Genomic DNA, 20999 nt, shown 5'->3' with positions numbered 1-20999 from the left:
CTTACACCGTACCGGGGCAGACAAGAGCAAAATACGCAACCCCGGGGAAGTGACTAGACATCCGGCGGCGTACAAACCGCCACCGACCTTGACGGACCTTTGTCGTGGGTGGGCCGAAACCTGAATTCCGGTTCAGGCCCAATAGGGCATCGGGCTGCGATTCTGGCCACGATGCAGACGACCGGCTGGGAAGATGAGTTCCGCGAGTACGTACAGGCCCGCGGGCCCGCACTGCTGCGTGCGGCCCACCAGCTCACCGGACATCCGCTGGACGCCGAGGACCTGCTGCAGAACGCGCTGACCAAGACGTACCTGGCCTGGGATCGCATCGAGGACAGAGGCGCACTCGACGGTTACGTGCGGCGGGCCATGGTGAACATCAACATCTCGCAGTGGCGGCGGCGCAAGCTGGAGGAATATCCGTCGGCCGACCTGCCCGAGACGACCACGTCCGAGGCGGTGGGCGGCGGCGAGGCGCACGAGCAGCTCGAACAGGCGCTGGAGGAACTGCCCGAGCGGATGCGGGCGGCGATCGTGCTGCGTTACTACGAGGACATGACCGAGCCGGAGATCGCCAGGACGCTGGGGATCAGCGTCGGCACGGTCAAGAGCACGGTGTCGCGGGCGATGGCCAAACTGAGAAGCGCGCTACTGCCGTCACGATGAGGCCGCCGCGTCCGCGTCCGTCAGGATGAGGTCCGCGCCTCCGCGTCCGTCTCGACCGCGCCGGCGGTGGCGCAGGGGCGTACGACGTCTCTGATCTTGCGCAGGCTGCCCAGGAACGCCTCCAGCTCGGACGTGCTCAGCAGCCCGGTGAGGCAGTCGTCGATGTCCTGCAGATGTTGTGGCAGCACGGTCTCCAGCCGCTCGCGCCCGGCGTCGGCCAGCACCGCGTAGGAGGCCCTGCGGTCGGTGGGGCACGCCTCGCGGCGCACCAGCCCTTCGCGTTCGAGCCGGTCGACGACCCTGGTCACGCCGCTGGTGGACAGCCCGGTCTGGGCGGCGAGATCGCTCATCCGCAGCCGCTGCCGGGGCGAGCGGGCCAGCCGGATGATGGTCTCGAAGTCGATCTCTGACAACCCCGCCGCGGTCAGCACGGGCTGGAACCGGGCCATCAGACCGGCGTACGCCTCGCTCAGGAGTCCGATGGCCGTCAGCCGGGGGTCGTCGAAGTTCAGCACGCTCACAGCCTAGCCGATGTTAGTTGACGAGTGGAATTTTCCTCGTGTACATATTTGTTGTCGCAGACATTGCACCCGGAACCCCTTCTGAGGAGAACCTCGATGACCACTCGTACCTGGGAGTCCCTGACCATCCCGGCCGCCGGCGCCTACACCTTGGACGCGGCTCACACCCGCGTCGGGTTCGTGGTGAAGCACATGATGGTCAGCAAGGTCCGCGGCTCGTTCGACTCCTTCAGCGGCTCGGTCACGATCGCCGACAACCCGCTGGAGTCGTCCGCCGAGCTCACCATCAAGGCCGACAGCATCACCACGGGCGTCGCCGACCGCGACGGCCACCTGCGCGGCGACGACTTCCTGGCCGCCGACAAATACCCGGAGATCACCTTCAGGAGCACCCGCGTGATCGGGCACAAGGGTGACGAGTTCACCGTCGTCGGCGACCTGACCATCCGCGACGTCACCAAGGAAGTTGAGCTCACGGTCGAGTACGGCGGCGCCGGCACGAACCCGTGGGGGCAGGCCGTGTGGGGCTACACGATCACCACGGAGATCGACCGCGAGGAGTTCGGCCTGACCTGGAACCAGACCCTGGAGACGGGCGGCGTGCTCGTGGGCAAGAAGGTCAAGATCGAGATCGAAGGCGAAGCCAACCCCGCCTAACCCCGCCGCGGCTCTTCGGCGCTCGGGTCTTCGGCCCTCGCCTCGGCGCTTCGGCCCTTGGCTGTCCGCCCTCAGTCGCCGGCGGCCCACCTCGCTTACGGTTATCCACAGCCCCGAAGCCCGCCCACGCTGTGGGCGGGCTTCATCCACAGACAGTTACCCACAGGCTGTTGATAACTCTTGGCGAAGCCGGGCGGTGAATCGCTTTGCCGCCTCGCCGGAAGGCCGGTACGCTGTGCTGAGCCGCGATGGCTTCCGGGAGGATTCGCCTAGTCAGGTCTATGGCGCCGCACTGCTAATGCGGTTTGGTGGCAACACCATCCGGGGTTCAAATCCCCGATCCTCCGCAGCGGAAAGGCCCTCTACCCGTTTGTGGGTGGAGGGCCTTTCGATCTTCTGAAGCGTCATAGTTGCAACGGCTACGGATTTCCCAGAGTGCGGAGGCCAGGCGTTCGCCTGCGTGGTGCATGAGGGGTGTGGATACGTGGGTGGGAGCGGGCGTCTCGTACGTCGGCCTGCTTGAGGATGGATTTCCACTGTTTTCACCCTCAGTGCGTTCTTTTGGGCTCCCGAACCGTAGTGAACACATCGTGATCGGTCACTTATCCCCAGTCTTCGGCCTCTCTTCCATCTGGAGCCTCTTGTGGGCTCGCAGTCGGGCCAGAAGCGCGGGAGGCGGCATTCCCCGACGCGCTCCGGCACTGACCTGAGACTGCCACCCGCTACGGTCGGTGCTGCCGCCCGATCTGGACCGCGGCCCCGTCCAGCAGGAGCCGCAGCCCGGCCTCGAAGAACGCGGTCAGGTCGAATTCCAGCCGGTCGTCGAGGGGCGCCGTGCGTGTCGAGAGTGCGGCGTGGAGGGACGGCAGGTGGGCGGTGTACCACTGGTCGGGCGTCAGCCCCGTGTGCAGTTCCGCGTCGTGTTGCGCCTCTAGATTCGTGGCTGTGCCTCTGACGTGGTTGGCCACCGCCCACCACACGGTCCGGGCGGTCTCGGGGTCGAGGCCGAGCCCGAGTATGGCGCTCATGCCCCAGTTGCCGAACTTGAGAAGGTTGGGCAGCGGTTGCGGGTGGGTGAGCGACATGAGCCGGGGCAACCAGGGGTGGCGCAGATAGAGGCTCCATTGCAGACGCGCTGCGAGTTCCAGATGAGCCCGCCAGCCCGGGGGAGGCTCCGGGGGTAGCTCCAGTTCGCCGAACACGGTGTCGGCCATGAGCGTGGCCATTTCCTCTTTGCCGCGCAGCAGGCCGTACAGCGACATGGTGGGCATGCCGAGCGTCGCCGCGATGGCGCGCATGGACACCGCCTCGAAACCCTGCGCGTCCGCGAGGGCGATCGCCGCGTGTACGACCCGCGCGCGCTCGTCGTTCGGGCCGGGTGTCACCGGATGTCGCTTCCGGCGCGCCCGGCCCGTCCCGGACCGGGGTGGTCCGGGTTCGGCCACCATGGTGCCGACGCGGGGGATGGCCACCACCCGACCTTGCCGACGCAGCGTGTCCAGCGCCTTGGCGGCGGTCGCGGTGGCCACTCCCCATTGTGCGGCGGCCTGCCTGATGGAGGGGACGCGGTCGCCCGGCCGCAACGCGCCCGTGTCGATGCGCCGCTCGATCTCCCGCACGATCCGCAGGTACGGAGCCGCGGAGCCGCTCCCGGTTCGCCGCATGGCCAAGAGTGTCCCATTCCTGTACTAGGGCAGTCGCGGGCCGGCCACAGCGGCCCGGCCGGCGTCGTCCCGCCCCTGGTGAGTGGCCTGATTAGCTGGCCTAGCACATCGCTTCCTGTCGCATGTGCCGTGTGTTCGCCCGGTGTACCGTCTCGCTTCGTACACCGTACAGCGGATCTATCCGAGGTGAGTATGAACCACTACGACCGTTACCTTCACGGGCCCTTCGCCCCTGTGAAGGAGGAGGTCACCGCCTACGACCTGCCCGTGACCGGGCGCCTGCCCGCCGACCTGAACGGCCGCTACCTTCGGCTGGGGCCGAACCCGCTCGGCGTGGAAGATCCCGTCACGCACTTCTGGGCCTTCGGCGCGGGCATGGTGCACGGCGTCCGGATCCGCGACGGCCGGGCCGAGTGGTACCGCAACCGCTGGGTCCGCTCGACGGAGGTTTCCGACGCACTGGACAGGATGGAACGCGGGCTGCAGCCGCCCGCGTTCCTGCCGCCCTCCCCGAACATCCACGTGCTCCGTCACGCCGGGCGCACCCTGGCCCTGTCGGAGGCCGGCGGGCTGCCGCACGAACTCGGCTACGAACTCGACACGATCGGCGAGTGCCCCGTGGGCGGGACGCCCGAGGGTTCCAGCGCCAACGCACACTCGAAGATCGATCCACGCACCGGCGACCTGCACTCGGTGGCGTACGTGCTGGGCCGTCCGTTCGCCCAGCACATCGTCACCGATCCGGCGGGTACGGTCACCCGGGTCGCTGACATCCCGCTGCCCGGGGATCTTCCGTTCCTCCACGACTTCGCGCTGTCGGAGAACTTCGTGGTCGTCTTCGACATCCCGCTGACCTTCAGCATGGACGCGATGCGCTTCCGCTGGGACCCCGCGCACCAGGCCCACGTGGGCGTCCTGCCCCGGACGGGAGGGCAGGTCCGCTGGTTCCCCGTCGAGCCCTTCTACGTCAGTCACATCCTCAACGCCTACGACGACGGCTCGACGATCACCGTGGACCTGATCGTCGCCGAGGGGCCCGTTGACGTCGCTGATCCCGGCGGCGTCAAGCCCAGGCTCGACCGCTGGAGCATCGACCTGCGTGCCGGGCGGCTGGAGCAGCGGTGCGTAGACGACCGCGTGCAGGACTTCCCGCGCGTGAACGACGCCTACGCCTCCCGCCCGCACCGCTACGGCTACTCCGCCGTGACCCCGGTGTACGGCATGCAGTTCACCCCCGAAGGTCCGCACCCCGACGACGCGTTCGCCAACGCGCTGGTCAAGCACGACCTGGTGCGAGGCACGACGCAGGTCCACGGGTTCGCAAGGGACGCCGCCGTCGGCGAGGCCGCCTTCGCCGCGGACCCGAGCGGTGACCAGAACGAGGGCGCGGAGGACGCCGGCTACCTGATGGCCTACGTCGCCGACCCCGAGCGCGGTGCCTCGGACCTGGTGATCCTGTCCGCACAGGACTTCACCGGTCCGCCCGTGGCCCGCGTCCACCTGCCCGTACGCGTGCCCCTCGGCTTCCACGGCAACTGGATCCCGGACACCTGAGAGCCGTACGCGGCAGGCGCAGCATGGGAGAGCTCGTCGAACTTCCAGTGGTAGATCTCGACCTGCTCGCCCTCGAAGCCTAAGAGGACCGGGCAGCCGGCGATCCACTTGTCCGCGTCAGGTCCCACACGTTACGTTCCCGCCGGCGCCCACCCCGTCGGGCCTCCCGCGGTGGCGACCAGGCCGCCGTCGATGACGAGGTCCTGCCCGTTGACGTAGGACGCTTCGCCCGAGGCGAGGAAGGCGACCGCGTCGGCGACGTCCTCGGAAGTACCGAGACGACCGGCGGCCACCGCGGCCACCACGGCGGCTCCGGCCTCGGCGGAGATGTTGGCATGGAACATCGGGGTTTCGATGTAGCCGGGGCTGATGGAATTGACCCGTATTCTCCTGGGAGCGAGTTCGGCCGCGAGGGTGTGCGCCAGGTTGTGCACCGCTGCCTTGGTCGCCGCGTAGAGGGAGGCACCGGGCAGGCCGCGGTAGAGCGTCCAGGAGGCGTTGATCAAGATTGCCGCACCGTCGGACAGGAGCGGAAGCGTCTTGTTGGCGGTGAAGAACACTCCCTTGAAGTTGACGTCCACGATGCGGTCGAACTCGGTCTCGGTGACGTCGCCGGTGTCCTGGAACGAAGCTATTCCGGCGTTGGCGAACACCACGTCAAGGCGCCCGTACCGGTCCCGGACCGCGTCCGTCAGCGCGTCCAGGTGGGAGAGGTCCGCCACGTCGCCGCGTATCGCGAGCACGCGGTCCCCGCCGTCCAGGTCGCCGGCGGCTGCATCCAGGCGGATCTGGTCGCGTCCGGTGATGATCACTTGTGCGCCTTCGGCGAGCAGGCGTCGTGCGGTGGCCAAGCCCATCCCGCTCGTGCCGCCGGTGATGAGCGCGATCTTGTCGTTGAATCGGGAAGTCATCTGCGTCATGGGACTCAGCGTGCCGTCCGGTCTCCCGTGTATACAGTGCGTGCTCAACGGGGGAGTGCCACCACCACGCTGTTGCGGCCGTCAGACCGGGGAGGGCACGAGCCGTTCGAGTATGTCCTCGGTGCCGGGTAGGGGGTTGTACAGCTCCAGGTGCCAGTCGGGGTGGTCGGTCACCGTCAGGGTCGTCACGTCGAAGAACAGATCATCGGCTTCGGGGTGGCGTATCGCCTTCACGGCCTGTTCGGGGACGCTCACCTCGTGGCGCGCCCACAGCTCGGCGAACTCGGGGCTGACGGCGCTGAGGCCGTCCACCACCCGGTTGAACTCCGGGGCGCCTGGATCGTGTGCGGCGTCGGCGCGGAAGGCGGCGACGACGGCCGGTGCGACCGAGGCCCACTGCACGTGCATGCCGCGGTAGCGGGCGTTGGTGAAGAACGAGATCAGACAGTTGTGATCGGTGTTGTCGTAACCGAACACCGCCCGGGTGGCGTCGTTGATCGCGAGCAGGTTCCAGTAGCGGTCCCGCAGGATCGCCGGGCGCGGCATCCACGCATCCAGCAGGCGGCGCAGCTCCGGGGTGACCGAAGTGCCGCCCGACCCGCCGGTCCGCGGCGGCGGGTTGAGACCGGCCAGCACGTGCAGGTGCGCGCGCTCGGGGTCGGTCAGGCACAGTGCCCTGCTGATCGCGTCGAGTACCTCGGCCGAGACGTTGATGTCGCGGCCCTGCTCCAGCCAGGTGTACCAGGACACCCCGACCCCTGCCAGCATGGCGACTTCCTCCCGCCGCAGGCCAGGTGTCCGCCGCCTGCCCCCAGCGGCCATGCCGACGTCACCGGGAGTGAGTCTTGCCCGGCAGGCGCGCAGGTAGTCGCGGAGCTGTTCGCGGCGACGCCGCCCGGCCGCAGGGTGTTCGCTGCTCATATGGTGGGAAACAACGACGCCGGGCCTGCGCTTCCACGGGTCCGGTGCCAGTGCCTCGATCATGCGGTCCGCGTCGAGGGTGCGGCCGACCGAGGATGAGAGGTTCGTGGCCGACCTGACCTGGCTGCGGTGATCTCCGTTCTCCAAGCGGTTCGGCGTACACGCCCTCTGCGCCGTGTGCCCGGAGGGTGGGCCGGCTCACCCGCAGAAGAAAGGGGAGTCGGAGGCTGGGCGGCGGGCGCGGTGGTTGGCGACGTTGACGCGGTTGCCGCAGAGATCGGGCATGCAGTAGCGGCGGCGTCCCGCGCGGCTGGTGTCGACGAACATGCCGTTGCACGCGAGGGAGGCGCAGTGGCGGAAGCGGTCATGGCTCAGGGTCCGCAGGACGGCGAGCAGTCCCACGCCTATGAGTACGGCCAGCTCGTCCGCGAGGGAAGCCTGTGGGACGGTCGCGACGTACCACTGCCACCTGCCGCCGGCGTCACGGAAGAGGCCGGGACCGATGCCTGCCCTGCTGACCAGCATGCCGGCCTTCTCGGCGGTGTGGTCCTCGGTGGTGGTCTCCAGGATGGCGCGGACCTCCTGGCGGAGGGCGAGCACCTGGTCGAGATCGTCGCGGGACGGGGTGTGGCCGGCGGCCAGGGCGTCGGGGTGGAGGTCGTGCTCGGCCAGGAACCGCGCGAGCGCGGCTGGGTCGGGCAGCATCTCGCCCGCGCTTTGAACCGCCGGTGAGGTGTTGACCAGGTCTGTCGCCAGCCCAGCCGCGCGCGCGTAACCGGTAAAAGTTGCTTTCACGCCTTACCTCTCCTAATGTAACCGGAATAAGGCAACTATACCCCTTACATGGGAGGTGGGCATGAGCACGCACACCGAGTCCGGCACGTGGAAGCTTCGTCACCGGGTCCGCGTGCCCGGCGGTGAGGTCGCCACCGACGTCTTCGGCCAAGGGCCACCCGTGATCCTCGTCCACGGCACTCCCGCCTCGTCCTTTCTGTGGCGCGAGGTCGCCCCCATCCTGGCCCGCGAGCACTCCGTACACGTGTGGGACCTGCTCGGCTTCGGCGACTCCCGGCCGGCCCGGGGCGTCGTCCCGTCCATCGATCTGCAGGCCCGCACGCTCGCCGAGCTCGTCAGGCACTGGGATCTCGGCGCCCCCGCTCTGGTCGGGCACGACATAGGCGGGGCCACCGTGCTACGCGCCCACCTGGTGCACGGGGTGCCCGTACGCCGCCTCGCGCTCCTGGACGCCGCCGTCATCAGTCCGTGGCTGACGCCGTTCACCCACCACATGCGGACCCATGCGGACGTCTACCGCACGATGCCCGCGCAGGTCTTCGCCGACATCATCCGCCCGCGTCTTCGCACCGCCACCCACCGGCCCATGCCCGAGGCCGTCGCGAGCGCCTACCTGGCCCCGTGGGACGGAGCCGCCGGGCAGCAGCGCTGGATCGATCAGGTCGCGGCCGTGAGCGACGACGACACCCGGGACATCGAGGCCCGGCTGCATGAGATCACCGTTCCGACCCACGTCCTGTGGGGCGAGAACGACCAGTGGCTCCCTCCAGCCACCGCCGCCCGCCTCGCCGCCGCGATTCCCGGCGCCCGCCGAACCATGATCTCCGGCGCGGGCCACTTCCTTCCCGAGGACAGCCCGTACGACACCGCGGAGGTGCTCCTACGGTTCCTCGGCTGACTGGAGGGGTTCGTCTGGCCCAGCGGGCGCGTAGGGCGTAGGTCAGCCGGCGAACCTCTTCGCGCGGTCCCGGGCCCATCGTGCGGCCTGGGTGGCCTGGTCGCCGGTCATGGGGGAGCCTGGCATGCCGCCCAGGCGCTCCGTCAGGTCGGCGAAGCGCACATACTCCTGGTGAGCGTGTTCCCGGCAGGCGAGGCAGGTGACGCTCTCCGGATGCGGCGAGGTCATCGTGTAGGGCACCTGGATTCCGCAGCCGGTGGTGACGGCCCCCGGCGTGTCAGGTGCGCGGCCCAGCATCGACGTGATCATGTTGCGGAAGTCGGCGCCGGCCTGCAGCACCTTCCGGTCGACGTGGATGTGCGGATCGATCTCGCTCATGTGCGCCCGCGCCTCCCCTCCGAGTCGTCCCCGCATCACAGTATGACGCCGACCTGCCCGGCGGGCGTCAGATCACTTCGCGGAGCACGTCGTCGACCGGTGTGGCGCTCACCCCGAGGATCTTCTCGGTCGCGGAGTGGTCGACGACGAACGGGTGGCCCGGCTTGATCAGCACTTCGTGGAACTCCGCCCAGAACGGATCGTTCAGCGCGAGCAGGGTCATGTCGCGTTCGGTCAGCTCTTCCAGGCGCGGCTCCGGCGCCCCGGCGAGTTCGGCGAGCCGGCCGGCCAAATCGCGCACCGACAGGGTGGAGGTGGGTGCATGCCACGCCCGCCCGTACGCCTGCTCGTTGCGTCCGGCGGCGACCAGCGTACGTGCGGTGTCGCCGATCGCCGAGTAGCTGTGCGGCACGTCGGGTTCCTGCGGCACGAGGGCGAACCGGCCTTCGAGCACCTGGCGCTGCACCATGAGACTGAACACCGAGAAGGCGCCCGCGCCGTAGAACTGGCTGGCCCGCACCTCGGTGACCTTCGCCCCCGAGGCGGCGGCCTCCTCCCATACCCGGGCCCTGGCCCGGCCCTTGGGCCCGGTGGCGGCCAGCGGGAAGTCGGGCCTGATCGGCTGGTCCACCGGCCCGTAGCCGTACAGGTTGCCGAGCATCACGTAGGACGCTCCGGTCCGCTTGACCGCGGTGAGCAGGGACGCCGACAGGACGGGGAACTGCTCCGGCCACGTGTGGTACGGCGGCGCGGCGGTGGTGAACAGGGTGTCCGCCCCTTCCGCCAGCCGGGTGAGCCGGTCGGTGTCGGTCGCGTCCGCGGCGACCCTTTCGACGAGCGGGTGCTCGGGTCCTCCACCGGTGCGGCTGATCATTCGTACCCGCTCACCGTCGTCGGCCAGGTGTTGGGCGGTCCTGGTCGCGGTGGCCCCGCGACCCACGATCACATGAAAGGTCATGACGACCACGATGCCGATCTGCGCCTTCATGGCATAGTGGCCGGAATGCCGACTATCCGGAGGATCTGGCCATGCACCACATCGCCGTTGTCGTCGTGTCCCCCGTGCTGAGTTTCGACGTCTCGATCCCCCTCATGGTGTTCAACAGCGTTCCGCACTATGCCGTGCGCATCTGTACGGCACGCCCCGGCCCGCTGGCGACCGTCGGAGGCCCGGACATCGTGGTGCCGTACGGACTGGACGCGGTGGAGGGCGCCGACACGGTGATCGCCGTCGGCAGCGGCGGCGAACCGGCTCCCCCGGAGACGCTCGACGCCCTGCGGAAAGCCGCGGCCGGCGGCACGCGCATCGCCTCCCTGTGCACGGGCGCGTTCGTCCTGGCCCAGGCCGGCCTGCTGGACGGGCGCCGCGCCACCACCCACTGGGGCCTGGCCGGCGACCTCGCCGCCCGTTTCCCGTCGATCGAGGTGCAACCCGACCTGCTCTTCGTCGAGGACGGCGGCATCTACACCTCGGCGGGCGCGGCGGCCGCCATCGACCTGTGCCTCCATCTGGTCAGGATCGACTACGGCGCGGCGGTCGCCAACACGGCAGCCCGGCTCGCCGTCGTCTCTCCCGTGCGGCCAGGCGGCCAGTCCCAGTACATCGAGACCCCGCTGCCCGCCGAACGCGGCACCTCTCTCGCCGCCACCCGAGCCTGGGTGCTCGAACGCCTCGATCGCCCGCTCTCCCTGGCCGACCTGGCTGGTCACGCGAGGATGAGCGTGCGGACCCTGACCAGGCGCTTCCACGCGGAGACCGGGATGAGCCCGCTCCAGTGGCTGCTGCACCGGCGTATCGACCGCGCCAGGGAACTTCTGGAGACCACCCGGCTGCCCATGGATCAGGTGGCCGCGCGGAGTGGGCTGGGCAGCGCCGATTCCCTCCGCAAGCACATGGTCGACCGGGTCGGGCTCACCCCCACGGCCTACCGCGCGAGCTTCACCCAGGTGCCCACGGGTACGTAGCCAGGAGGGGTGAGGCGTGGACCGCGATCGTGCACGTGACCTGTTCGCCGGCGAGCGAGTCGCCCGCCTCGCCACGGTGAGCGGCGGCGGTGTCCCTCATCTGGTGCCCGTCACGTTCGCCGTGTCGGGCGACGACGTCGCGATCGCCGTCGATCACAAGCCGAAGTCGGCCACCCGCCTGCGGCGGCTGCGCAACATCGAGGAGAACCCCTGCGTCTGCCTCCTGGCCGATCGCTACGACGACGAGGAATGGGCGCGGCTGTGGTGGGTGCGCGCCGACGGCCGGGCCGCCATCGTGTCCGGCGGGCCGGATCGGGACCGGGCGATGGACGACCTCGTCACCAAGTACGCGCAGTATCACGAGCGACGACCGCAGGGGCCGGTGATCCTCGTCAACGTGAGCCGATGGTCGGGCTGGGCGTACTCGGACTAGCAGGAGATCGCCGTGCGCATCGGCGTGGCGACGCGCACGGTTCCTAGGCCCCGGGGGTGTGGAGGTCGGTGAGGAACTCGTCCCGGGACGCCGCCGCGGCCTCCTCGGCCGTGGTGATCGCCGCGAGGATGGCGGCGGCCAGGTTCGTCGCGTCCAGCTTCCTCCTGCTCCGTGGCGAGATCTCCAGCCGGGTGAGGACGCCGAGCGCGTCGGTGACGGCCACGATGCCGCCACCGTCGGCGCGGCCCGTGAACTCGGCGGCGGTCCACTCCTCCACCCTGGCCTCCGCCCGTTCGGCGGCGGCGATCAGCGCCTCGAGCCGCGCCTGAGCCTCCTCCATCGATCACTCTCCCCGAAGGACGTCGCGGATGTGGCCCGCGAGCGGGTCGGCGGGCACTGTGGTGTCCGAGGGCCGGCGCGTGAGGGTCTGGACGACCTCGGTCAGCCGCTCGTCCATCGCGAGGTGGGCGGCGACGATCGCCTCGCGGACGGCCCGGGCGAGCTGGACGTGGTCGAGGGCGCGCAGACCGCGCGGATCGATGGACAACGTACGCAGGCGGCCGGCGCCGGACACCTCGGCGCGGACGGTGCCGGACGGGTCGGCGCCCGCCAGGCGCTCCTCCTCCAGCTCGCCCACCGCCTCGGTCACGGCGCGGGCCCAGCCGTCGGTCTCGCGCAGGAGCCCGGCGACGTCGTCCAGCCGGCCTGCGGAGAACGCGTCGACGTGCCTCATGAGGCGTCCCTGGAAACGGGGACCCAGTAGTCGTCCATCATGGCCGGATCCTCGATGTTGGGCGTGAGGTGGAGGTCGCGCGCGCCCATGGCCGGGTTGCCGGAGCGGAAGAAGGCGCCTCTCAGGTCGTTGAGCTTGAGTTCCAGCTTGTTGAGGTCACCCTCGTAGGAGTTGTACACGTCGGCGAACTGCTTGATCAGGTTGCCGGTCGCGCTCATGAACAGGCCGACCTGGGTCATCAGCGCGACCTTCCCCACCGGATGCGCGCTCATGGCGGCCACGCTGCGCAGCATGGGAGCCGAAGTGGCGTAGAGCCCGAACACCGACAGGTCGTACTCCAGGACCTCTTTGTACTGGCCGTGCATGGCGCCGCTCATCTCGTCGGAGACCTTGCCGAGCTGGCTGTAGAGGCCGTTGACGTTGAACCGCACATATTCCTGGAGCTTCTCCACCGCATCGCCCTTCCAGTTGGGCGAGATGTCGTCGAAGTAGGAGCGCCACAGGTCGGACCGGGTGCCCTCCAGCAGTCCGGACATCTCCTTCCACTGCTCGCGGCGGTCGTAGAACAGGAACGGGTTGCCCAGGTTGAGGGTGGCCGCCACGTCCAGGGCGAGCGCGGCGACGCCGATCCCCGATATCGCCATCGCTGCCCTGGTGGACTGGCGCAGCGGGTTCAGCTGCGTGATCAGCCGCTTGTAGAAGCCGGGGTCGGTGCGCTTCGGAGCGACCGTGACGGTCCGTTGCACCGTTCCGCCGGCGTTGGCGATGTGGAGTTGCTGGTTGGCCGTCGGCGCGGTCTGGCCGGGCAGGACCAGCTTCGGCGGTTCGCCGGTCGGCATCAGGCGTCACCCCTCACTTGACGGTGCCGGCCCGCGCGGCGGCGGCGTAATTCTCGGCGGCCCTGGAGACCTTGCCGCTGTCGGTGTGCAGCACTTCGGAGAGGATGCCGGCGCTGTCCTTCCACGTGTCGGTGATGGTGTTGAACCGGTTGACGAACATCAGCCCGACGATGGGCACACCGGCGAGAGGGGCGAGGCTCCAGCCCTCGAAGCGCGGGGTCGCCTCCTTGAGCGTGTTGACGCCGGTGGCTGAGGCGTCCATGACACCGGCGAACCGGTGGACGTATCCTGTGCTCGTTTCGTAACCGCTCTGGGGGCCGCCCGAGGTGCCCGGCGGTTGCGTCGTGGGCTCGGGTGTGCCGGCCGGTGCCGACGGAGTGCGAAGGCTCGACGGGAGGCAGACGGGCGGCGGGCACGCGGGGGTGTGCGGGCACGGGCTCACCAGGGACTCCGAAGGGCTGGGTATCCCGGGCGTGGCCGCCTGAGGCGTCGTGGCCGGTTGGGTCGTCGGTGGCTGCGTAATCGGTGGCTGCGTCGGCGTGGTGGTCGCTGACGGCGTCGGCGTGGTGGCCGGGCCGGACGCCGACGGGCTCGGAGAGACGGTCGGCGAACCACTCGCGGATGGCGTACTGGCCGTGAAAGACGATTCATCGGTCGACACGGGGTCTTTCTACCATCACCGAGTAACGCCACAACCGTCCGCACCCCTCTTTGGCAGGCTGTCATAAACGTTCAGCCGAAATTCACTCTCGCGAGACGTTGACGACCGTTGGCCTTCGGGTTCTCTCAAGTTGTGGCGCGGATAAAAGGCCAGGTCGGTTGACAGCGGGTCAGGCTCTTTCTCCGTACGGCCCGCTGCCGCATTCAATGGAGCGAGGCAGGGAAAACGCCCCGGGTCAGGGCGCGGTCACGAGGGTGGTGGCCTGGCGATCGCGCCCGGTCCGGGGCGTGGATCCGGTGGTGGCGGTCACTCGGGCATGAGGACCTTGTCGATGACGTAGATGGTGGCGTTCTTCGTCTGCACGCCGCCGCAGACCAGCTTCGCGTCGTTGATCGTCAGGTTCTCGCCCGAACCCTTGACCTCGAGCTCGCCGCCCTCCAGTGACGTCAGGGTGCCTTCCTCCTCGAGGTCGGCGGGCGTCTTTTTGCCCTCCACGACGTGGTAGGTCAGGACCCTGGTGAGCTCTTCGTTGTCGCCCATGAGCTGGTCGCGGGCATCCTGCGGGATGGCCTCGAACGCCTTGTTGTCGGGCGCGAAGATCGTGAGCGCTTCGGCCTGGTCGAGCCGGTCGGCCAGACCAGCCTCCTGTACGGCCTCGTCCAGCGAGGACAGGTCGGGCACTTCGGAGAGCGCGGTCGCGGCCGTCTGGTCGGCGATGTTCGGCAGGCTGCTCTCGAGCGCGGAGCATCCGGGGCCGATCGGGGCGCCCCCCGGCCCTGGCGACGTGTCAGGTGAGGTGCCGGGCGACGAATCCGGCGAGGGGACCGGCGAGGAGAGGGTTGGCGAGTGCGCGGATGCGCCGGTCATTCCGGCCGTGGAGGCGGTCAGCGCCAAGGCCGCCGCGAGAAGCATACGTTTCACTGTGTACCCCCGTGTTCTGTGGCGCCGTACCGGGCGGGCCTGGCGCGGCGTCAAGGTGCCCAGGTTCGCGACCCGGGTCTCCACTACCAGTGTCGGAGGTCATAGAGCATGTCGGAGTTGCATTTACCCCAAAAGGCACAAAAGGCATAGAACGAAACTTTTGCCGTATAAGGGATTTAAGTCTCATCAGTAGCATGGCGTCGCGGGCGTGCCGCGGCACCGGCCCGTCGCATCAGACGGACGAGCCGGTGCCGCGACCGAGGCGCCGCGCGAAGGCGCCCCGGGCAGGAGCGGGCTATTCCTGAAGGACCGACAGGACGTTTCCCGCCGGATCCCTGAACCACGCGATCGGCGGGCCCTCCGCGCGGAAAACGCCCTTCTCGTCCGTCGGCATGCCCTCGTAACGCTCGAAACGCACCCCCCGCGCCGCGAGCTCCTCCACCGCCTTGTCGATGTCCTCGACAGGGAAGTTGAGAATCGTGAACGAGGCCGGCGTGTGGGCGTCGCCCTTCGGATAGACCAGAACGCCGTTGCCGCCCTCGATGTGCAGCGTCAGCATCCCGTGCTCCTCGGAAACCCGGAGCCCGAGCGTGCCGCCGTAAAACTCTTTCGCGGCCGCGACGTCGTTCACGGAGAAACCGCTGAACGCCTTTGTCGTGCCGAACATGGTGATCGCCGCCTTTCGTCGTGGGGCCCGCGGTGCGCCGGTCTTCTCCCCCGGCTCCAGCACCGCGTGCCTTCCTACGACAGACCTGCCCGCCGCGGGAAACTCATCGCCGCGTCGCCGGGTTTTCTCCGTCCCGAGATCCGCCCGCGGTGGGCCCGGGAGCGGAAAGGCGCGCAGCGCGCCCGGCCGGCGGGCGCGCTGCGCGTGTTCTGGGAAGGTCAGCCGGTGCGGAGCGTGAGCTGGTACGTGCTCAAGATCTCATTGACCGGCTGGTGGTACGTCGTGCCGCCGACCCGGCAGTTGCCCGAGCCGCCGGACGTCACGCCCTGGGCCTGGTTGCCGGAGATGAACGAGCCGCCCGAGTCGCCGGGCTCGGCGCAGGCGCTGGTGCGGGTCAGGCCTCTCACGGTGCCCTGCGGGTAGGTGACGCTGGCGTTGTGCTGCTGGATGGTGCCGCAGCGCCAGCCGGTGGTGGAGCCGGAGCGGCAGATGGACGAGCCGACGGAGGCCTGCGAGGAGCCGCGGACGGTCACGGTCGAGCCGCCGGAGCCGCGTACCAACGGCTGCGGGGTGTTGCCGGGCGCGGCGACCCAGGCGTAGTCGTTGCCCGGGAAGGACGAACCCTGGACGGTGCCGGTCGGGTTGGTGGTCCTGGCACCGGCCCGGCCGCAGTGCCCGGCGGTGACGAAGCCGGGGGTGCTGCCCCGGGTGACGGAGAAGCCGACACTGCAGCGGCTCGAGCCGATGTAGTAGGCCGATCCGCCGATGATGTTGATCAACGGCTTCGGCTGCTCGGCGGTCGCCGACACGCTCAGCGCCTCCTTGTCGACGCCCGCGGCGTCGGCGAGGGCCTGCGCGGCTTCCACGGTGGACGCCTGGACGGAGACGTTGTTGGTGGTCACGTCCACGTACCAGAGGGCGGCACCGGACCTGGCGGATTCCGGAGCCTGGTCGATCTTCTGGACGATTCCCTCAAGCTCGGCCAGCGTGCGCTTGACGACGACGGGCTGCGCGCCCTGCTCCTCGATGGCGGCGGTCTCGGCGGGGTCGGTGGTGGCGACCATGAGCTTGGAGGCGTCGTCGTTGAGCCAGGCGCCGCCGAACGAGTCGCCGCCCAGCTTGCCGCTGAGCGAGGCCTCGGTGGCCGCGGCGCGCTGCTCGTTGGCCAGCCGGGTGATGACCTGCTCCTCGGACAGGCCGAGGTCGCGTTCGAGCGCGTCGATCACGGGGGGAGGTGCGGAGGGGGGAGCTGATTGCGGTGCCGGTTCAGCGAACGCTGGGCTGAGGGGGGTGGCCAGGCAGGCGGCGAGGATGATGGATCCTGCCACCGCACCGCGTTTACTCAACATGAGCACTCCTCGATTGGGGGTGCTGTCAAGTTAACGGTTGTTAACGCTTCTCGTCAGATGTCAAACAGGCCCTATTTCGGTGTTATATCCGCGATTTCGGCCGTGGGCCCGAACCGGCGGCCGTCCGCCTATAAGGCCGCTCCCCGGCGGCGAGCGGGCGCCGCCGGGGAGCGGCCCCGGTCACCGGCGCGCCGGGGCGAGCGTCGTGGAGCGCGCCGTCAGCAGGGCGATGAGCGCGTACGGCACCACCATGAGGGCGAACGTCAGGCCGTGAGACACGTACGACGACGTCGCCCCGTACGCGGCATAGACGGCGAGCGTGACCACGTTCATGCCCAGACCGGCGACCGACGTCACGGTGGCCCTGGCCGTGCCGGTGATCCGCTCCTGCATCCGCGCGTCCGCCACCACCCCGGCCAGCTGGAACGCCCCGAAGGCCAGGGCGATCAGCACGAACCCGGCCGGGTGCCCGCTCACCGCCCCCGCCGCCATGGCCAGCGCGGCGAGGGCGATCGTCAGGGCGTACGCGCGGGGCGGCATGTGCTGGGCGCGTCCGGCCAGCAGGCCGCCCGCCGTGGCGCCGACCCAGGTCAGGAGGATGAGCAGCGGGATGACGGCCTTGGTCACACCCGTGTCGGCCGCGAGGTAGGGGATGTACTCGTCCAGCGCCCCCCAGATCGCCGTCACGAAGGCGACCAGCAGCACCGCACGCAGGACACGGCGGTCCGTGCGGGCCTCCTCCAGACCGGCCTTCAGAATCGCCAGGTAGCCCTCATCCGCGCCGTCGCCGCCGCGCGTGCGGTGCTCGGGCAGGGTGAGCGCCGTGGCCGCGCACAGGACGCAGGCCAGCACGCTGGCGACGCCCACGGCCGGATAACCGCCGGCCGCGAAGACGGGCACGGCCAGGCCGATCGCCGACGCGGCGGCGACCGTGCCCACGGCGGTGGCCCGGCCCATGACGGCGGTGTAGCGGTGCGCCTGGCCGCGGCGCTCCAGCTCCTCGTAGGAGAGGGCCTCGAAGGCGCCGGAAACCAGCGCTCCCTCGGCTCCCCACAACACGAAGCCGAGCGCGAACGCCCAGTAGGAAGGGAAGAGTAACCACAGAGCGAAACCCAGCCCGGCCAGCAGCGGGCCGAGGAACAGGGTGGCGCGCCTGGACAGCCGATCGGCCCAGGCGCCGGACGGGATCTCGAGCACCATGCCCGTCACCGACCAGATGACGAACAGGGACGACGTCTCGGCCACGGACAACCCGGTGTCGATGAACAGCAGCGTATAGACCGGGTAGATCAGCAGGAATTCGCCGAGGAACGTGTAAACGTACAGCGACGCGACAAGCATGAGGCCTTCCAGGGGGACGAGTAGGGACTCCGAGTGCTTGTCGCCTCGGAGGCCCGCGCGCCCCGCGCCGGCCCCTGGTTATGGATCAATGTCGCCAGGTCATACCGGGCAGTCTAGCGCCCACTCCGTCGCCGTCCACCCCGCCGCGGCCCCGGGCCGCGCGGCGGTCACCGCGCGGCGCCGCGCGGACGGGCCCGCCGGCAGGCCCGTCGCGTCAGTCGCGGTCGTCGTCGTCGAACGACTGCAGGACCCGCTCGAACGCGTCGCCGACAGGCCGCAGCACCTCCGTGAACGCGTTGACCAGCGGGCCGAAGATCTCGGTCACCTCGGTCATGAGGTCGGGACTCTTGCTCTCGGGAGGCGCCCAGCGCATGGCGTCGGCGCTCAGCGTCTCCCACTCGTCGACTACGCCGTCGATCGCGTCGAGCACATGGTCAGGATCGCTTGGCATGGCCGTTTCCCCTGGAAGTCACCCGGTGGAATCGCTCCGTGGCGAAGGAGCCGTCATGACCACGGTACTTCAGACCGGGATGGACACGCCCACGCCGCCTCGGGTCTGTGCGCCGTACCGCTCCTTGTCGGCGCTCAGGTCGAGCGGGCGGATGCTGGAGCGGGCGGCGAGCACCTCGTCGGTCAGCAGCGCGGCGGGCACCAGCCACGACACCTCGAACTCCAGCCCGTCGGGGTCCTTCGCGTAGAGCGCTTTGGTGGTGCCGTGGTCGGAGGCGCCGACCAGCGCGCCGAGCTCGCGCAGCCTGGCGGCGACGCGCTCGAGCTCGGCGAGGGTGTCGACCTCCCAGGCCAGGTGGTAGAGGCCGACCGAGGTGCGGCCCGCCGGTGAGGGGGCCGCGTCGCCGCCGATCTCGAACAGGCCCAGGTCATGGTCGTTCGTCGAGCCGGGGGCCTGCAGGAACGTGGCGCCCGGCAAGCCCATGACGACCTCGAAACCGAGGGCGTCACGGTAGAAGGCGACGCTGCGCTCCGTGTCGCGAACGTAGAGGACCGCGTGGTTGAGCCGCTGAACCGGCATGGTGTACCTCTCTCGACGGAGCTCACCACAAATGTATGAGAGTTCACCTCTTTTGGGTGCCTTGGCCACGGCATTCATCCCGCGTTCAACGTGACATCAGCCAGATGAACGATCATCCCCCGACATCGGAAAGTCCGGTCGCTTCGCGACGTGCCGTGATCGGACGGCTGCCGGAGCGGGCGGTGGGGAACACGCGGGCGGGTGTGGTGCGCAACTGTCGGACCGAGGCCGTACCGTTCTCCGGGTACCCGAACCGAGGAGATTGCCGATGCACGACACCGAAGAGGCGCTGTTCAGGGCGGTCCACGGCATCGCGGGCAGGCTCGCAGGCCAGCCCGTGCCCGTGGTGATGGACGCGTTGCTGCGCGACCTGCCCAAGGCTCCCGGCCTCGAGGTGACGGAGATCCGCAGGATCGCCGAGGAGATCAGCGTGGGCCGCGACCCATCGGGCTTGTGAGCACCTGGTCGCGGGGGGAGCATCGAGTAGCATTTACCCCATCTCAACCAGCTTTGCGCTGGTACACGTGTTAGGAGTACGTGGGTGACGCTGGTCGCAGGGGTCGATTCCTCCACGCAGAGTTGCAAGGTCGTCATTCGCGACGCCGAGACGGGCGCGCTGGTCCGGCAGGGCCGGGCCTCGCACCCCGACGGCACCGAGGTGCACCCGTCACACTGGTGGGCCGCATTACTCCAGGCCATCGAGGAGGCCGGCGGGCTCGACGACGTGGCCGCCATCAGCGTGGCCGGCCAGCAGCACGGCATGGTCTGCCTCGACGCCTCGGGAGACGTCGTCCGCGACGCCCTCCTGTGGAACGACACCCGCTCCGCCCAGGCCGCCGCCGACCTGGTCACCGAGCTGGGCGGCCCCCAGGCGTGGGCCGACGCGGTGGGTTCGGTGCCCGTGGCGTCGTTCACCGTGACCAAGCTGCGCTGGCTGGCCGAGCACGAGCCCGCCAACGCGCAGCGCACGGCGGCGGTGTGCCTGCCGCACGACTGGCTCGCCTGGCGCCTAGCCGGCGCCCTCGCCTCGGGCCCCTTCGACGCGCGCGCCTGGCGCGAGGCCCCCACGCCGCCCCTCGACCAGCTCGTCACCGACCGCGGCGACGCCTCCGGCACCGGCTACTGGTCCCCCGCGACCGGCACCTACCGCACCGACCTGCTGAAGACCGCCCTCGGCACCGTCCCGCACCTGCCCAAGGTGCTCGGGCCGCAGGAGGCGGCGCCGGGTTCCGCGCGCGTGCTGATCGCGCCGGGCACCGGCGACAACATGGCGGCGGCGCTCGGCGTCGGCGCCCGGTCCGGTGACGTCGTGGTGTCGCTCGGCACGTCCGGCACCGTGTTCGCGGTCGCCGAGACACCCAGCGCCGACCCCACCGGCGCGGTCGCCGGGTTCGCCGACGCGACGGGGCGCTTCCTGCCGCTGGTGTGCACGCTCAACGCCGCCCGCGTCATGGACGCCGCCGCCCGCATCGCCGGCGTCTCGCTCGACGGGCTGAGCGACCTCGCCCTCCAGGCGCCGCCGGGGACGGAAGGGCTCACGCTGGTCCCCTACCTCGAAGGCGAGCGCACCCCCAACCGCCCCACCGCGACAGGCTCGATCCACGGGCTGAGCCTGTCCACCGCCACCCCCGCCCACCTGGCCAGGGCCGCCGTCGAAGGCATGTTGTGCGGGCTGGCCGACGCGCACGACGCGCTCGGCATGCGTCCGGAACGCGTGCTGCTGATCGGGGGCGCGGCCCGCTCGGAGGCGGTCCGCCGCATCGCCCCCACGATCTTCGGCGTGCCGATCGCGGTGCCGCCACCCGCCGAATACGTCGCCGACGGCGCCGCCCACCAGGCCGCCACCCTGGTCACCACCCCCGACTGGCACTCGGAAGCCCCCCAGACGTACGAAGCCGCCGCCGTCCCCGACATCCGCCACCGCTACGCCCGCGCCACGACTCACATCCTCGACTGACGGCTCCTGCACGGCTCCGCCCGGCGGACTGCGCCGGAGCCGGGGCGGCGGTGAGGCTGGTGAGCGTTCCCCTGGAAGGGCGGGAACCCACGACGGTGGGTGGGGCCCACCGTGCGCAGCCGTAAGAAC

25 protein-coding genes and 1 tRNA gene are annotated in these 20999 nt (G+C 69.9%); 9 read left to right on the top strand and 17 right to left on the bottom strand.

Annotation, left to right across the window (positions count from 1 at the left end; all coding sequences use genetic code 11):
• Nucleotides 1-171: 171 nt before the first annotated feature.
• Nucleotides 172-666, top strand: coding sequence for a SigE family RNA polymerase sigma factor (locus tag E1294_RS37325; protein WP_132515688.1), 495 nt, complete (start codon nucleotides 172-174; stop codon nucleotides 664-666).
• 20 nt (nucleotides 667-686) lie between these two features.
• Here the strand turns inward: E1294_RS37325 and E1294_RS37320 are convergent, their stop codons facing one another.
• A complete protein-coding gene (locus tag E1294_RS37320; protein ID WP_246083568.1) occupies nucleotides 687-1181 on the bottom strand; it encodes a MarR family winged helix-turn-helix transcriptional regulator in 495 nt (164 codons plus the stop codon).
• Between the two features lie 102 nt (nucleotides 1182-1283).
• Here E1294_RS37320 and E1294_RS37315 point away from each other — a divergent pair, with 102 nt between their 5' ends.
• Complete coding sequence (locus E1294_RS37315) at nucleotides 1284-1844, top strand: YceI family protein (protein ID WP_132515687.1); 561 nt, start codon at nucleotides 1284-1286, stop codon at nucleotides 1842-1844.
• Between the two features lie 258 nt (nucleotides 1845-2102).
• Nucleotides 2103-2191 (top strand) — tRNA-Ser (locus E1294_RS37310).
• A 375-nt stretch (nucleotides 2192-2566) separates the two neighbouring features.
• On the opposite strand, the gene E1294_RS37305 is transcribed toward E1294_RS37310, so the two are convergent.
• Nucleotides 2567-3508: a GntR family transcriptional regulator gene (locus E1294_RS37305; RefSeq protein WP_132515686.1), complete on the bottom strand. Its 942-nt coding sequence runs from the start codon at nucleotides 3506-3508 to the stop codon at nucleotides 2567-2569.
• Nucleotides 3509-3700: 192 nt separating this feature from the next.
• Between E1294_RS37305 and E1294_RS37300 the strand changes: the two genes are divergently transcribed.
• Complete coding sequence (locus tag E1294_RS37300; RefSeq protein WP_132515685.1) at nucleotides 3701-5062, top strand: carotenoid oxygenase family protein; 1362 nt, start codon at nucleotides 3701-3703, stop codon at nucleotides 5060-5062.
• Between the two features lie 131 nt (nucleotides 5063-5193).
• Here E1294_RS37300 and E1294_RS37295 read toward each other — a convergent pair whose 3' ends face one another.
• The 3 genes from E1294_RS37295 to E1294_RS37285 form a co-directional block, all read right to left on the bottom strand.
• A complete protein-coding gene (locus E1294_RS37295) occupies nucleotides 5194-5982 on the bottom strand; it encodes an SDR family NAD(P)-dependent oxidoreductase (RefSeq protein WP_132515684.1) in 789 nt (262 codons plus the stop codon).
• An 81-nt stretch (nucleotides 5983-6063) separates the two neighbouring features.
• A complete protein-coding gene (locus E1294_RS37290) occupies nucleotides 6064-7050 on the bottom strand; it encodes a helix-turn-helix transcriptional regulator (protein ID WP_246083567.1) in 987 nt (328 codons plus the stop codon).
• 51 nt (nucleotides 7051-7101) lie between these two features.
• Nucleotides 7102-7698: a CGNR zinc finger domain-containing protein gene (locus tag E1294_RS37285; RefSeq protein WP_165977674.1), complete on the bottom strand. Its 597-nt coding sequence runs from the start codon at nucleotides 7696-7698 to the stop codon at nucleotides 7102-7104.
• A gap of 61 nt (nucleotides 7699-7759) precedes the next feature.
• On the opposite strand from E1294_RS37285, the gene E1294_RS37280 reads away from it, so the two are divergent.
• Nucleotides 7760-8596, top strand: a complete 837-nt coding sequence (locus E1294_RS37280) for an alpha/beta fold hydrolase (RefSeq protein ID WP_132515683.1) — start codon at nucleotides 7760-7762, stop codon at nucleotides 8594-8596.
• 42 nt (nucleotides 8597-8638) lie between these two features.
• Here E1294_RS37280 and E1294_RS37275 read toward each other — a convergent pair whose 3' ends face one another.
• Together E1294_RS37275 and E1294_RS37270 are read right to left on the bottom strand one after the other, a co-directional pair.
• Nucleotides 8639-8974, bottom strand: a complete 336-nt coding sequence (locus E1294_RS37275) for a hypothetical protein (RefSeq protein ID WP_132515682.1) — start codon at nucleotides 8972-8974, stop codon at nucleotides 8639-8641.
• A 67-nt stretch (nucleotides 8975-9041) separates the two neighbouring features.
• Complete coding sequence (locus E1294_RS37270) at nucleotides 9042-9962, bottom strand: Rossmann-fold NAD(P)-binding domain-containing protein (protein ID WP_220448142.1); 921 nt, start codon at nucleotides 9960-9962, stop codon at nucleotides 9042-9044.
• 41 nt (nucleotides 9963-10003) lie between these two features.
• On the opposite strand from E1294_RS37270, the gene E1294_RS37265 reads away from it, so the two are divergent.
• Together E1294_RS37265 and E1294_RS37260 are read left to right on the top strand one after the other, a co-directional pair.
• Nucleotides 10004-10939, top strand: a complete 936-nt coding sequence (locus E1294_RS37265; RefSeq protein ID WP_132515681.1) for a GlxA family transcriptional regulator — start codon at nucleotides 10004-10006, stop codon at nucleotides 10937-10939.
• A 16-nt stretch (nucleotides 10940-10955) separates the two neighbouring features.
• Nucleotides 10956-11372: a TIGR03668 family PPOX class F420-dependent oxidoreductase gene (locus E1294_RS37260; protein WP_132515680.1), complete on the top strand. Its 417-nt coding sequence runs from the start codon at nucleotides 10956-10958 to the stop codon at nucleotides 11370-11372.
• A 43-nt stretch (nucleotides 11373-11415) separates the two neighbouring features.
• Here the strand turns inward: E1294_RS37260 and E1294_RS37255 are convergent, their stop codons facing one another.
• From E1294_RS37255 to E1294_RS37210, 10 genes are all read right to left on the bottom strand, one after another.
• Entirely contained in the window at nucleotides 11416-11712 is a 297-nt protein-coding gene (locus tag E1294_RS37255; RefSeq protein WP_132515679.1) for a YbaB/EbfC family nucleoid-associated protein, read from the bottom strand.
• Nucleotides 11713-11715: 3 nt separating this feature from the next.
• Entirely contained in the window at nucleotides 11716-12105 is a 390-nt protein-coding gene (locus tag E1294_RS37250) for a YbaB/EbfC family nucleoid-associated protein (RefSeq protein ID WP_132515678.1), read from the bottom strand.
• A complete protein-coding gene (locus E1294_RS37245; protein WP_132515677.1) occupies nucleotides 12102-12944 on the bottom strand; it encodes a hypothetical protein in 843 nt (280 codons plus the stop codon). The genes E1294_RS37250 and E1294_RS37245 overlap by 4 nt, the downstream gene beginning before the upstream one ends.
• A gap of 13 nt (nucleotides 12945-12957) precedes the next feature.
• Entirely contained in the window at nucleotides 12958-13206 is a 249-nt protein-coding gene (locus E1294_RS37240; protein ID WP_132515676.1) for a hypothetical protein, read from the bottom strand.
• Nucleotides 13207-13911: 705 nt separating this feature from the next.
• Complete coding sequence (locus E1294_RS37235; protein WP_132515675.1) at nucleotides 13912-14517, bottom strand: fasciclin domain-containing protein; 606 nt, start codon at nucleotides 14515-14517, stop codon at nucleotides 13912-13914.
• Between the two features lie 304 nt (nucleotides 14518-14821).
• Nucleotides 14822-15256 (bottom strand): VOC family protein, encoded by a 435-nt coding sequence (locus E1294_RS37230; protein ID WP_342775126.1) that lies wholly within the window; start codon nucleotides 15254-15256, stop codon nucleotides 14822-14824.
• 155 nt (nucleotides 15257-15411) lie between these two features.
• Nucleotides 15412-16419 carry a S1 family peptidase gene (locus E1294_RS37225; RefSeq protein ID WP_246083566.1) on the bottom strand — a complete coding sequence of 336 codons (1008 nt, stop codon included), beginning with the start codon at nucleotides 16417-16419 and terminating at the stop codon, nucleotides 15412-15414.
• Between the two features lie 303 nt (nucleotides 16420-16722).
• The gene (locus tag E1294_RS37220) at nucleotides 16723-17883 is read right to left on the bottom strand and encodes an MFS transporter (RefSeq protein ID WP_132515673.1); all 1161 of its coding nucleotides are present in this window, start codon (nucleotides 17881-17883) and stop codon (nucleotides 16723-16725) included.
• 214 nt (nucleotides 17884-18097) lie between these two features.
• On the bottom strand, nucleotides 18098-18334 hold the full coding sequence (locus tag E1294_RS37215; RefSeq protein WP_132515672.1) for a hypothetical protein: 237 nt from the start codon (nucleotides 18332-18334) through the stop codon (nucleotides 18098-18100).
• Between the two features lie 69 nt (nucleotides 18335-18403).
• Nucleotides 18404-18913, bottom strand: coding sequence for a VOC family protein (locus E1294_RS37210; protein ID WP_132515671.1), 510 nt, complete (start codon nucleotides 18911-18913; stop codon nucleotides 18404-18406).
• Nucleotides 18914-19181: 268 nt separating this feature from the next.
• On the opposite strand from E1294_RS37210, the gene E1294_RS37205 reads away from it, so the two are divergent.
• The gene (locus E1294_RS37205; protein ID WP_132341854.1) at nucleotides 19182-19370 is read left to right on the top strand and encodes a hypothetical protein; all 189 of its coding nucleotides are present in this window, start codon (nucleotides 19182-19184) and stop codon (nucleotides 19368-19370) included.
• A gap of 84 nt (nucleotides 19371-19454) precedes the next feature.
• On the top strand, nucleotides 19455-20870 hold the full coding sequence (locus E1294_RS37200; protein WP_132515670.1) for a xylulokinase: 1416 nt from the start codon (nucleotides 19455-19457) through the stop codon (nucleotides 20868-20870).
• Nucleotides 20871-20999: the final 129 nt, after the last annotated feature.

Source organism: Nonomuraea diastatica (genome assembly GCF_004349015.1).
GTDB lineage: Bacteria > Actinomycetota > Actinomycetes > Streptosporangiales > Streptosporangiaceae > Nonomuraea > Nonomuraea diastatica.
The sequence above is the reverse complement of the archived record's forward strand: the minus strand, read 5'-3'. Positions and strand labels throughout refer to the sequence as shown.